The sequence below is a fragment of the Alishewanella maricola genome (genome assembly GCF_016343785.1).
In the GTDB taxonomy this organism is placed as follows: domain Bacteria; phylum Pseudomonadota; class Gammaproteobacteria; order Enterobacterales; family Alteromonadaceae; genus Alishewanella; species Alishewanella maricola.
Genome location: NZ_JAEINI020000006.1, coordinates 26,125 through 38,679, shown reverse-complemented (window position 1 = coordinate 38,679; position 12,555 = coordinate 26,125). Strand labels below are relative to the sequence as shown.

Below are 12,555 nucleotides of genomic sequence, written 5' to 3'. Positions count from 1 at the left end.
GCTGGTTTCTCTCACTGCTGGGATTTTAATAATAATAATTGCCGCCGCTCTTTCTTATCAGGTTTGGTATCCGGATGCGGTGCAAATAAAGAGTTAGTTTTACGTAATTCCGCGCGTTCTGCGCGCCGCTGCGTACTTTCAGCGGTTTCTTCATAAAGTTGTTGTGCCAAAGGTGCGGCTAAACGCTTTTCAGTTAAGCCGGTCACGATCACAATTTTTTCATCTACACCTTGCGCTAAACGAATGGTTGCACCAATCTCAACTTGACGACTTGATTTACAGCGTTGGCCATTGTAATGAACCTTTCCACCGTCGATCATGTCTTTAGCTAACGCGCGTGTTTTATAAAAGCGGCAGCCCCATAACCACTTGTCTAAGCGAATGTTCTGCGGCGCTTTTTTATCAGTGTGATGTTGAGTTGTCATCTTTTACCTGTAAATTGTTCGACCATGGTAGATTATTTCACGTATAGACAAAGGTTATCACGAGTTGAGTTGACTAAAAACCATAGCTACCCTGATGGTCGGTTTGGCTATTATAGTGGAAAAGTTCCTTTTGGCTTACAATCAGCGTTATTTTTATGGTTATAAGTTTGTAAATAAGCACGGCAAAGCTTGTTGATGCCGTTGCAACTCAGTAAGATGCTTTAAGCTTAATATCAGGATGAGAGTATAAATTTGAGTTTCTCAATGTCCCTTCTTCAGTTGCCCACGCAGCTAAAAAAGCTGCCGTTACGGCCGTTTCGCAGTGCCTTGAATCTGTTGCTGCTGTTGATATTAGCATGGCTTCTCGCAAAATTGAGTTGGCAGTTACTGCCATCGCCCACCACGCCCGCCTTAATGGTGTCGAGCAGTGCTAGTAACGGCTACGTTAATCATGAAGTACCGCAAGATTTAAACAATTTAACGCGCTACGCGCTATTTGGTGAGGCGGCACCCGAAACAGCCGCGCCAGTGGCGGTTGTCACGGAGGCGCCAAAAACACAATTAAATGCCAAATTAACGGGCTTAGTGGCTGTGCCCGCTAAGCCTGAAGCCGGGAGTGCCATTATTGAGCAACGCGGCACAGAGGTAACTTATGCTGTTGGTGATAATCTTGAGGGTACCCGTGCTAAATTGCACCAAGTGTTAGATGATCGCGTATTGCTGGAAATTAATGGCCGCTATGAAACGTTAATGCTGGATGGTGTCGAATTTACGCGAATCGCGCAAGCAAATGCCGGCTTAGGCCGGGAAGATAATGCCGATGCCTATGTCGTAGAAGAGCCCATAGTGTTAGCTCAACCTATTGCGACAGGGTTTAATACACCTGAATTGCAGGCTCGCCGTGACGAGATTATGGCTGAGCCGATGAAGTTTTTCGATTATGTGCGGGTGACACCGGTACAACGAGATGGACAGCTTGCGGGTTATCGATTGATGCCAGGCAAAGATATTGCCATCTTCCAACAGCTTGGTTTTTTAGAAGGCGACCTGGCTGTTGAGATTAATGGTGTGGCGCTAAACGATATGCAACAAGCGTTGCGTGTAATAAATGATATCCGCGATGCCACTGAAGCATCGGTAAAGGTTGAACGAGATGGCGAAATCAGAGATATTCTGTTTAGTCTGTCACAATAATATAATGATAAAAATTGGTTAATCTCTCATGAAATCAGGCTTTTTCCTCAGGAACAAAGGGCGCACTCTTGCCAGTATGATGTTAGCTGCGTTGCTCAGCTTTTCAGTGGCTGCAGATAGTGACATTAAGTACTCGCCAAACTTTAAAGGCACCGACATTAATGAGTTTATTAATATCGTCGGTATGAATCTGAAAAAAACCATTATTGTTGACCCGCAAGTGCGGGGTCGGATCAATGTGCGTAGTTACGATATGCTGACCGAAGAGCAGTATTATCAATTCTTCCTCAATGTGCTGGAAGTATACGGCTTTGCTGTTGTCGAAATGGACAGCGGCATTATGAAAGTCGTGCGCAACAAAGATGCGAAGACATCCAATATACCGGTAGTGGGGGATGATGACCCTGGCTTTGGTGATGAAATGGTGACGCGGGTGGTTCCGGTGCGTAACGTCTCGGTTCGCGAATTAGCCCCCTTGCTACGGCAGTTTGTTAACCAGGGTGGTGGTGGCCACGTGGTAAACTACGACCCTTCTAATGTTATTATGATGACGGGCCCTGCTGCCCTCGTGGCGCGCTTGGTTGATATTATTCAACGCGTGGATAAAGCGGGCGATCAGGAATTAGAAATCCTGAAATTGAATTATGCCTCTGCTGCCGAAATCGTTCGTATTTTAGAAAATATCTATCGTTCACAGAATCGTGGTGAACAACCTGATTTCCTTGTGCCGAAAATTGTCGCAGATGAACGTACCAATAGCGTGATTGTCAGCGGCGAAGCGCAAGCCCGTGAGCGCGTGATTGCGTTGGCCAAACGTTTGGATGCGGAATTACAAACTAGCGGTAATACCCGAGTGTTGTATCTGAAATACGCCAAAGCTGAAGATCTCGTGCCAGTGTTAAAAGGCGTAAGTGATTCTATTGTCGCTGAAGCGCAAGGTGCACAGCAACCGACACCGCAAACGGCACGACGCAGTGGCGGTCGTGAAATCAGTATTGAAGCGCATCCAGATAGCAATTCTTTAGTGATAACAGCACAGCCCGATATGATGCGCTCACTCGAAGATGTCGTAAGGCAATTGGATATTCGCCGTGCGCAGGTGCTAGTTGAAGCGATTATAGTCGAAGTGTTTGATGGCACGGGCACCGATTTTGGTGTGCAATGGTTGAATGAAAATGGTGGTGGCACCAACTTTACCGGCACGAATACGATTCCAATCGTGAATATTGCAGCGGGTGCGGCACAAGCGTCACAAATTACGCGCGGAAATACCACACAATCTCGTGATCCTACCACCGGTGAATTAATTACTACCACAACTGCTGATACTAATCGTGACTATACACAGCTAGCCACTGCTTTGCAGAGCCTGAATGGCGCTTTGTTAGGGTTTTATAACGGTAACTGGGCTGCTATTTTACAGGCCGTTCGCACCAGTACTAACTCTAACGTTCTGGCCACGCCACATATCACTACCATGGACAACCAAGAAGCGATTTTCTTAGTCGGTCAAGAAGTACCGGTGATTACAGGTTCAACCGTTGGCTCTAACAATACTAACCCTTTTCAACAAGTACAGCGCCAAGAAGTGGGTATCAAGTTAAAAGTTACCCCACAAATTAACGAAGGCGATGCGGTACAGTTAGTGATTGAACAAGAAGTATCCAGTATTGGCGGCACTACCGCGGTTGATATCACGATTAACAAGCGTGAAATTAAAACCACCGTGATGGCCGATGATGGTGCCACCATTGTACTGGGTGGGTTAATTGACGAAGACGTGCAAGAAAGTGAATCAAAAGTTCCGCTGTTAGGCGACATACCTATTCTGGGGCATTTATTCAAATCAACCAGTGTCAGTAAGCGTAAACGAAACCTAATGGTATTTATTAAAGCGACCATTGTCCGTGATGGTAGCGCTATCAGTGGCATTAGTAAGCAAAAATATAACTTTATTCGTGCTGAGCAATTAAAGCGCGAAGAAGAAGGTATTCGCTTAATGCCGCTGACTAATCAAGCTGTGCTGCCTGAATGGGACGAGTCGTTAAAATTACCGCCCAGTTTTAACGAATATATTGAGCAGCAAAACCGATCTGCTGTTGATGGGAAGAAAGAACAATGATGAGCGATGTCGCCGACCTGGAAATAACACCGGTCAGCAGCAAAATCCGCTTACCGTTCGGATTTGCTAAACGCTATGGTGTGTTATTGCAGCAACAATCGCAAAATTGGGTGCTGTATGTGCAGCCGACAACGACGCCACAAGCTTTGCTTGAGGTGCGCCGTTTGTTGGCAGAGCCTTTTACAGTACAAAAGCTGGATGCTGCAGCCTTCGAGGCATTGCTCGAAGCTTCTTATCAGCGCGATTCTTCCGAAGCACAGCAATTGATGGAGGATATTGGTAACGAGGTCGATTTGGCTTCACTTGCTGATGAAATTCCTGAAACAGAAGATTTGCTAGAAAACGAAGATGACGCGCCGATCATTAAATTAATTAACGCGATGCTCGGTGAGGCCATCAAGCTAGGCGCGTCAGATATTCATGTAGAAACCTTCGAAAAAGCCTTAATTATTCGCTTTCGGGTTGATGGGTTATTGCGGGAAGTGCTGCGACCACATCGGCGTTTATCCAGCTTATTGGTATCGCGCATTAAAGTTATGGCCAAGTTAGACATTGCTGAAAAGCGTTTGCCTCAAGATGGTCGTATTAGTTTACGTATTGCCGGTCGCGCAGTGGATGTGCGCGTATCCACCATGCCATCGAGTCATGGCGAGCGTGTGGTACTGCGTTTACTTGACAAAAATAACTCGCATCTAAACTTAGCCGATCTGGGAATGACCCCTGCGGTAGAGCAGCTATTCTCGCAACTTATTTTAAAACCTCATGGCATTATTTTGGTCACCGGCCCTACGGGTTCCGGTAAAAGTACTACGCTGTATGCCGGTTTAACCGAAATTAACACTAAAGATCGAAATATTCTTACGGTAGAAGATCCGATTGAATATGAATTAGAGGGTATTGGCCAAACTCAGGTGAATAGCAAAGTGAATATGACCTTTGCTCGCGGTTTGCGTGCGATTTTACGACAAGATCCCGATGTGGTGATGGTCGGTGAAATTCGCGATCTTGAAACGGCACAAATTGCCGTACAAGCCAGCTTAACCGGTCACTTGGTCTTGTCGACTTTACACACCAACACCGCTGCAGGTGCAATAACGCGTCTTGAAGATATGGGTATTGAAGCCTTTTTACTGTCTTCGAGTTTACTCGGCGTGCTCGCGCAGCGACTGGTTCGTACTTTATGTCCGCACTGTAAAGCTGAGCATGTGCCAGATAAAGAAGAACGTCATTTACTCTCGGCCAATAAAAAAGAAGACTTGCTAATTTATCGTGCCACCGGCTGTGAGCACTGTAACTTTAGTGGTTACAAAGGCCGTACCGGCATCCATGAACTGATTGTGGTTGATGATCAGATGCGAGAGATGGTACATAACGGCAAGGGCGAGCAAAATATTGAAAAATATGCACGACAATTCAGCCCCAGTATCCGCAGCGATGGCTTTAGTAAGGTGTTAGCCGGTATTACAACGTTAGAAGAAGTACTGCGGGTTACCCGTGAGGATCTGTAATGGCAGCCTTTGAATATCAAGCCTTAGATGCCTTTGGTAAAAAAGCCAAGGGGGTATTAGAAGCTGATAATGCTCGTCAGGCGCGACAGCTGTTGCGTGAGCGTAAGCTAACGCCTTTGACCGTTGAAGTGGCCTCACAGCAAGAAAAAATGCTGGCCAGTGGTAAAAGTTGGTTGAAACGCAAAATATCAGCAGCCGAGCTGGCACTGATCACACGGCAAATTGCGACCTTAATTGCTGCAGCCTTGCCGATTGAAAGTGCCTTATTGGCGGTTGCCGAGCAGTGTGAAAAGCCGCGTTTAAAAAATATGATGATGTCGGTGCGCTCTAAAGTTGTCGAGGGTTATAGCCTCGCCGAGGGCTTAGCCGAATTTCCACACGTGTTTGACCATCTCTACCGCTCAATGGTGGCGGCGGGCGAAAAATCTGGGCATTTGGACCAGGTACTTAATCGCTTAGCTGATTATACCGAGCAGCGGCAACATATGCGTAATCAGATCATTATGGCCTCGGTTTATCCGATCGTTATGGTCGTGGTGTCTTTGCTGGTTATCGGTATTTTATTGGCCGCAGTCGTCCCCAAAATTACTGAGCAATTCGAATATATGGGGCAACAATTGCCTGCCCTGACCCGATTTATGATCAATGCCAGTGAGTTTACCCAAAGTTACGGTGTGATTATTGTCGTAGCGCTGTTGTTGTTACTGGTAGGTTGGCAACGATTATTACAACGGCCTGCATTTCGGTTGCGCTATGATCGGCGTATTCTCAGGGTTAAAGTGATTGGCCGCATCGTCAACAGTGTAAACACTGCGCGGTTTGCTCGTACGCTCAGTATCTTAAATGCCAGCGGCGTGCCGTTGTTAGATGCTATGCGCATTAGTGCTGATGTGTTAGCCAACAGTTACATGAAGCAAAGCGTGGCCGAAGCTGCGTCGAGAGTGCGTGAGGGGACATCATTAAAGTCAGCTTTAGAGCAAACTAAACTGTTTCCACCGATGATGCTGCATATGATTGCCAGTGGTGAAAAAAGCGGTCAACTAGATTCAATGCTAGGCCGAGCCGCTGATACTTTAGATCGTGAATTTGAAATGACCATGACCGTATCGTTAGAGATTTTTAAACCTTTAGTGGTTATCGTGCTAGCGGTGGTGGTGTTTCTGATTGTATTGGCAATTTTATTGCCGATTTTAGAGCTTAATAACATGGTAGGAAAATACTAAATGAAAAAGAGTGCCGGTTTTACCTTGCTGGAAGTGATGGTGGTTATCGTCATCCTAGGATTGCTTGCCAGCTTTGTCGTGCCAAATTTAATGGGTAATCAAGAAGAAGCTGCTCGTCAAAAAGTTGTGGTGGACATTCAACAATTAGAAAATGCCCTAGATATGTACCGCTTGCGCAATAGCTTCTATCCCACCACGGAGCAAGGGTTAGAAGCCTTGGTCACAGCACCCACCTCGCAACCGGTGCCACGTTCTTACCCTGAAGATGGCTTTATTCGTCGTTTACCCAAAGATCCTTGGGGTGAAGAGTATATTTTGATTAGCCCTGGCCAAATGGGTCGCTTAGATGTGTTTAGTAAAGGACCCGATCGAGTTACTGGTACGGATGACGATATCGGTAATTGGAATTTAGACGGTAGCAATTCAGGCAATAATTAATGCGGCGTGCTGCGGGCTTTACTTTATTGGAAGTGATGCTGGTGATACTGTTAATCGGCATCCTGGTATCAACGGTAGTACTGAGTTTTGGTAATGACTCAGTGCAAGACCGTTTAGACAAAGAGGTAAATCGCTTTCAACAAGTGTTTCAGCACTTTGCTGAAACGGCTGAATTGCAGCAGCAAGAATGGGGCCTAGTAGTCACAGCAAACAGTTACGCTTTTGTGTTATACAGCGATGATGGTTGGCAGTGGGTTGAAACGCCGACGGCTGCGGCAGCCTATCAATTACCTAGCGGCCTGTTATTGCAGTTAGAGCTAGAGGGTTTGCCGGGCGCTGAGCAAAATTTGTTGAGTGAGTTAGAGTTTGACACGCCTGAGTTAACAGAATTAGCTGAAACGGCGGCTGAGCCACCGCTACCCAAGGTTTTTATGTTGTCGTCCGGCGAAATCAGCCCGTTTCGATTGCAGTTTCGATGGCGTGAAAATGGTGAAACCTTAGAGCAAACGGTCGGCACCGATTTTAGTATTCCGTTAATACGTTTTGAATTAGGTAATCGTTAATGCGCCAGCGTGGTTTTACCTTATTAGAGCTCTTAGTCGCGCTAGTGATTTTTGCCACCGCGGGTGTGGCGATTATGCAAGCTAGCACAAATCACATGCGCGCTTTACTGCAATTAGAAGAGTTAACCATTGCCAGTTATGTCGCGAACAATCAATTGCAACAAGCACAATTTTCGCGTACTTGGCCTCCGCGTGAGTTAGAACAAGGCGAAGTCGAGATGGCAAACCGCACCTGGCGTTGGCAAATGCGTGCCACCACAGTGCCGGATCAAGACTTGCGGGAGTTGACGGTCAGTGTACGTTTAGAGCAGCAGCCCGACGTGGTGATATATCAGCTGAAAACCTATGTTGGACGGCTTGATGAATAACCGTGGATTCACGTTTTTAGAAATGTTGTTGGTGATGGCGCTTTTTGCCATCGTCGGTTTATCTTCCGTAGCCGTTTTAAGCACCGTGACGCAAAGCGATGCTGCCTCTAAGTTATCTATCGCCCGTTTGCAACAATTACAACGCGCGATGCTGTTGCTAGAGCGCGACATTATGCAGATCAGCCCTCGCTATGTGCGCATTGAAGGTGATGCACCGCAGCAAGAGCGGTTGTGGGGTGAGCAGTATTTGCTTGAAAGTGAAGATCATGGAGTCAGTTTTACGCAGCAAGGTTGGCGTAATCCGGGTATGTTATTGCCGCGCAGTGAAGTGCAAGCGGTGGCTTATCGTTTACAAGATGGTCAGTTACAACGCTTGTTTAATGTCTATGTCGATGCCGTTAATAATACCGAGCCACAACAACAAAATTTATTAGCAGAGGTTGAGCAATTTCAACTGACGTATTATAGCGCAGGCGAGTGGGAAGAGCGCTGGCAGCATCAATATTTGCCAGAAGCGATAAAAGTACGCATTAAGCAACGCGATTTAGGTGAGTTAGAGCGGATCTTTGTGTTACCCAATGCGCTTTGGCGCAAGGGGGGGTTATGAGCAAATGCCAATCGCAACAGGGCGTTGCTTTAGTCACCGTTATTATGATTGTGGCCATCATCACTGTGCTGGCCGTTGGCATGAGTAGCCGTTTGCAATTGCAATTGCAACGTCAGCAAAATTTACAACAACAACAACAAGCTTTTTGGTATGGCATGGGCGCAGAAGCCTTTGCCCGCGTGTTGTTACGTCGCTCCTTAGCGGGCGCGGAGACGGTGCATTTAGGCCAAGATTGGGCTGCGCAGGGCGCCAGTTTTATGGTTGAAGATGGTCAAATTGCCGGTGAAATACAAGACTTACATAGTTGTTTTAATTTAAATGCTTTGCAACAGCAACCGGACCGAACTCAGCCAGGCCAATTGCAGCAAACGTTAGCTCAGCGTAGTTTTCAACGTTTGTTAGAACAAGTCGTGCCAGAGCTGAGTATGCCTGCAGAATATTTAACGGCTCGGGTGAGTGATTGGTTAGATGCCGATAGTTTGCTCAATACCGCTGGCGGTGCTGAGCAAGATGATTATGCCAGTTTAGCTTTTCCCTATTACACCGCGAATAGTTTGTTTGTGTCGGTATCCGAGTTGCGATTGATGCTTGATTTAACACCGGCAGATTATCAGTTACTGCTGCCTTATGTTTGTGTTGTGCCAGAGCAAGCTGAATGGTTGTTAAACGTGAATACCTTAACCGAAGAGCGCGCGGCCTTATTAATGGCGTTGCTACCGGAGTTAACTGAAGCACAAGCACAAGAAGCCATCTTATCGCGACCAGAAGAGGGTTACACTGATGTGGACAGCTTTTTGCAAAGCAGCGCCTTGGCCGGTTTAACTGTGCCAGATGATGTGAAAAAAGTACTGACCGTTAAGTCTGATCACTTTACACTGCTAGCAACCACTGCCTACCTAGAAACCGGTTTTCGGCTGACAGTGGTATTCAAACGAGAAGAAAATAATGCAATCAAGGTATTGGCTCGGCGTTTTGGAGGCCAGGGATGAATGAACACATAATTATCAGGCTGGGTAGTCAGCCTGAGCAAAGCATCAGTTGGTTGGTCTGGGCGCCGTTAACGCAAGAAGTGATCGCGAGTGGCGAAATTGCTGCTGTCAGTGAATTACCGCAACTCGCTGCAAGGCTGGGCTCTGCTCGTGCCGTGGTGGCTCTGGTACCTGCGGCCGATGTGTTACTGAAAAAAGTAGCGTTACCAGCAAAACCGAACAAGCAACTGCTCCAAGCTTTGCCTTATATGCTAGAAGAAGAGCAAGCCGAAGATATTGATAAACTTTATATTGCGCTGGGTAAGGTAGAACAGCTAGCCGAACAATATTGGCAACAAGTGGCCATTTGTCAGCGACATCGACTAGAGCAATGGCTAGGTTGGTTACAAGAGGCTGGCTTTAAGGTAGTGCGCTTGGTGCCTGATGCTTTATTGCTGCCCGCTACCCGTTTACCTTGTTGTATTGAGTTACAGCAACAATGGTTACTGCGGCAAGATGAGTGGCAGGCAACCTCAATTGAAAGCGGTTGGTGGCCAGATTATTTGGCTTTAGCTCAATTGCCGCAAGTGCTCAGCTATAGCCCATGGCCAGCACATGTGCAGCATTTGCATGATACAGCAGCGCCTGAGCTACCTTTAGCCTTGCTCGCCAAAGGCCTAAACGAAACCGATTTTAATCTGTTGCAAGGTTCATATGCACCAAAGCGTGCACAGAATCGTTATTGGCAACAATGGAAATTAACGGCGATGATCGGCGGCCTATGTTGTTTACTGTATTTTGTGCAGCTTGGCACAGAAGTATATCAACAAAAACAACAGTTAGCGGCGACAGAGCAGCAACTGCGTGCCTTGTATCTCGAGACTTTCCCGAATGATCGCATTGTCAATTTGTCTAGGCAAGTACGGCAAAAACTGCAAACCGTAGGTGCTGGTAAGCAAGAGCCGCATTTCTTAAATTTATTAGCGGTTCTACAGCAGCGGTTAGAAAAGCTTCCTGATTTGAAATTAGATTCGCTTCGCTACGATGCATCTCGGCAAGAATTACGTTTTGGTGCCAGTGCCGCCGGCTTTCAGAGTTTTGAGCAATTAAAATCGCAACTAGAGCAGGCCGGCTATCAAGTCGAACAAGGCGCACTGAGTAACGATGGTAATCGGGTACAAGGCTCAGTTGTGATGCGAGGTGCAGTATGAAGCAACGCTTTTTTCAATGGTGGTATGGCTTAGCGTCACGTGAACAACGCTTAGTATTAATTGCAGTGCCTTTAGTAATACTGGGGGTTTTTTATTGGTTAATCTGGCAACCGTTACATCAGGCTAAGCAGCAAAATGTGGTTGCTTTACAACAAATGCAACAACAGTTGATCGCTTTACAACAAGCTAAGCCGCTATTACAGCTGGGCGATACCAGCCCAGAACGCGTGGGGGGCAGTTTAGCGCAGATTATTAGTAATAGTGCACGTAGTTTTAATATTCGGGTCAGTCGGATGCAACCGCAAAATGATCAGTTGCAATTGGTGCTAGATGATATTGCTTACGCACAATTATTACCGTGGTTACACCAATTACAGTATCAAAATGCGGTGCGTTTAGTCAGTTTAGACATCGGCGTCACTGATAAACCGGGTATCGTTCGCGTGCGCAGAATGGTTATTGAGTAGTATGAAAAAATATTGGAAGTATGTTTTAGTTTGTTTGCTGGCTTATAGTGTTTTTATGTTAGTTCTAACGCCAGCCAGTTGGTGGCTACGCTTAGTGCCCTTACCGGCTAATGTGCAGTTAGGCACGATTACTGGCACATTATGGCGCGGCGAAGTACAAGGTATCGCTTATCAAAACCTCGTGTTACCGACATTAGAATGGCAACTCGCGCCATGGTCATTATTCACGCTGCGAGCCAAAGTTAGCTTTCACGCCGGCAGTGTGCAGCAAGAGCAACAGCCTTACATGCAAGGCACTTTGATTGCAGGTTTTAGCGAGATGCAATTGCAGCAATCCTTATTAAAAATGCCTGTGGCAACCGTGGTGCCGATGTTGCAATTACCGCTACCCGTGCAAGCTACGGGGAATTTGCTGTTGCAAATAGACCAACTTAATTTAAAACAAGGTGCGTGTCAGCAATTGCAGGGCCAAGCGTCATGGCTTGATGCCAAGTTACAACCGCCAACAGGGCAATGGCTAGATTTACAGCAATTGCATGCTGATCTCAGCTGTGAGCAGGATCTGCCGGTGCTGGTAACCGATGCCAATAACGTGCTGTCTTTAGATATTCGCGCGAGTATCAAGCCAAGTGGTCGTTTGACGGTACAGGGCAGCCTAAAACCGTCGGCCGACTTACCCGAAGAGGTGCATCAAGCGATGCGCTTTGTCGGGCAGCCGGATGCGAATGGCCGTTATTCATTAAACTTTTGATGGCGGCTCTCATAAATAGCCGGTAGCAGTTGGTGGTAATCGGTAACCGCAGCATAGTCACTGAAGTTATTATGCGGTTTTTGACTGTCTGGGTTAGCCACCGCCAATAGATGCTTAATACCAAACTGCTCTGCGGCTTGTAAAATGACTAAGCTGTCATCGACGAATAAGGTTCGATTAACATCAAAACCTAACCGTTGTTGCAGTTTTTGCCAGAGCAGTTGGCTTTCTTTCGTTACGCTAAACTCATGTGTCGAGATTAACTCTTCAATGTAGTTAGCAAGATCAGTGCGTTCGAGCTTTAAAGACAAGCTGTCAGGATGCGCATTAGTCACCAGCACAATATGTCGCCCGGTGGCTTTTAGGGCAGTGAGAAAAGCCGGCACATCTGCGCGCATTTGGATTTTATTGATAATTTCACGCTTTAATTCGGTGATCGGTAATTGCAGTCTTTTGCCCCAATAGTCGAGGCAGTACCATTCTAGTTTACCTTGCAAACGTTGGTATTCTTCTGCCAATTCAGCCGCCGCTTGCTGAGGGCTGATACCGCTAATTTCAGCCCAGCGCAGGGGTAAATGCTGTTGCCAAAAGTAGTTATCAAAGTGCAAATCGAGCAGGGTGCCATCCATATCGAGCAAGACGGTGTCGATTTCTGACCATTGCAGCATAGGTTTTTCCTATTAATCGTTTTATAGTAGTGTCTGATGTTA

At 46.6% G+C, this 12,555-nt stretch carries 14 protein-coding genes; 12 read left to right on the top strand and 2 right to left on the bottom strand.

Annotated features, from left to right (window positions below; all coding sequences use genetic code 11):
• Window positions 1-11 precede the first annotated feature (11 nt).
• Entirely contained in the window at window positions 12-425 is a 414-nt protein-coding gene (gene hslR, locus JAO78_RS10570) for a ribosome-associated heat shock protein Hsp15 (protein ID WP_226751321.1), read from the bottom strand.
• Between the two features lie 264 nt (window positions 426-689).
• On the opposite strand from hslR, the gene gspC reads away from it, so the two are divergent.
• Genes gspC through JAO78_RS10510 form a run of 12 tightly spaced genes read left to right on the top strand, consistent with a single transcriptional unit; the run spans window position 690 to window position 11,845 of the window.
• Window positions 690-1,619: a type II secretion system protein GspC gene (gene gspC / locus JAO78_RS10565; RefSeq protein WP_226751320.1), complete on the top strand. Its 930-nt coding sequence runs from the start codon at window positions 690-692 to the stop codon at window positions 1,617-1,619.
• Between the two features lie 28 nt (window positions 1,620-1,647).
• Entirely contained in the window at window positions 1,648-3,741 is a 2,094-nt protein-coding gene (gene gspD / locus JAO78_RS10560) for a type II secretion system secretin GspD (protein ID WP_226751319.1), read from the top strand.
• Window positions 3,738-5,249, top strand: coding sequence for a type II secretion system ATPase GspE (gene gspE, locus JAO78_RS10555; protein ID WP_439647509.1), 1,512 nt, complete (start codon window positions 3,738-3,740; stop codon window positions 5,247-5,249). Before gspD ends, gspE begins: the two co-directional genes overlap by 4 nt.
• Entirely contained in the window at window positions 5,249-6,472 is a 1,224-nt protein-coding gene (gene gspF / locus JAO78_RS10550) for a type II secretion system inner membrane protein GspF (RefSeq protein ID WP_226751318.1), read from the top strand. The genes gspE and gspF overlap by 1 nt, the downstream gene beginning before the upstream one ends.
• The gene (gene gspG / locus JAO78_RS10545) at window positions 6,473-6,910 is read left to right on the top strand and encodes a type II secretion system major pseudopilin GspG (RefSeq protein ID WP_226751317.1); all 438 of its coding nucleotides are present in this window, start codon (window positions 6,473-6,475) and stop codon (window positions 6,908-6,910) included. It begins immediately after the preceding gene.
• On the top strand, window positions 6,910-7,473 hold the full coding sequence (gene gspH / locus JAO78_RS10540) for a type II secretion system minor pseudopilin GspH (RefSeq protein WP_226751316.1): 564 nt from the start codon (window positions 6,910-6,912) through the stop codon (window positions 7,471-7,473). The genes gspG and gspH overlap by 1 nt, the downstream gene beginning before the upstream one ends.
• A complete protein-coding gene (gene gspI, locus JAO78_RS10535) occupies window positions 7,473-7,841 on the top strand; it encodes a type II secretion system minor pseudopilin GspI (RefSeq protein ID WP_226751315.1) in 369 nt (122 codons plus the stop codon). Before gspH ends, gspI begins: the two co-directional genes overlap by 1 nt.
• Window positions 7,834-8,448 (top strand): type II secretion system minor pseudopilin GspJ, encoded by a 615-nt coding sequence (gene gspJ / locus JAO78_RS10530; protein ID WP_226751314.1) that lies wholly within the window; start codon window positions 7,834-7,836, stop codon window positions 8,446-8,448. Before gspI ends, gspJ begins: the two co-directional genes overlap by 8 nt.
• Complete coding sequence (gene gspK, locus JAO78_RS10525) at window positions 8,445-9,437, top strand: type II secretion system minor pseudopilin GspK (protein WP_226751313.1); 993 nt, start codon at window positions 8,445-8,447, stop codon at window positions 9,435-9,437. Before gspJ ends, gspK begins: the two co-directional genes overlap by 4 nt.
• Entirely contained in the window at window positions 9,434-10,627 is a 1,194-nt protein-coding gene (gspL, locus tag JAO78_RS10520) for a type II secretion system protein GspL (protein ID WP_226751312.1), read from the top strand. The genes gspK and gspL overlap by 4 nt, the downstream gene beginning before the upstream one ends.
• Window positions 10,624-11,094 (top strand): type II secretion system protein M, encoded by a 471-nt coding sequence (locus JAO78_RS10515; protein ID WP_226751311.1) that lies wholly within the window; start codon window positions 10,624-10,626, stop codon window positions 11,092-11,094. Before gspL ends, JAO78_RS10515 begins: the two co-directional genes overlap by 4 nt.
• 55 nt (window positions 11,095-11,149) lie before the next feature.
• A complete protein-coding gene (locus JAO78_RS10510) occupies window positions 11,150-11,845 on the top strand; it encodes a type II secretion system protein N (protein WP_226751310.1) in 696 nt (231 codons plus the stop codon).
• Here the strand turns inward: JAO78_RS10510 and yrfG are convergent.
• Complete coding sequence (gene yrfG / locus JAO78_RS10505; protein WP_226751309.1) at window positions 11,827-12,513, bottom strand: GMP/IMP nucleotidase; 687 nt, start codon at window positions 12,511-12,513, stop codon at window positions 11,827-11,829. The two genes, JAO78_RS10510 and yrfG, sit on opposite strands and share 19 nt — an antisense overlap.
• Window positions 12,514-12,555: the final 42 nt, after the last annotated feature.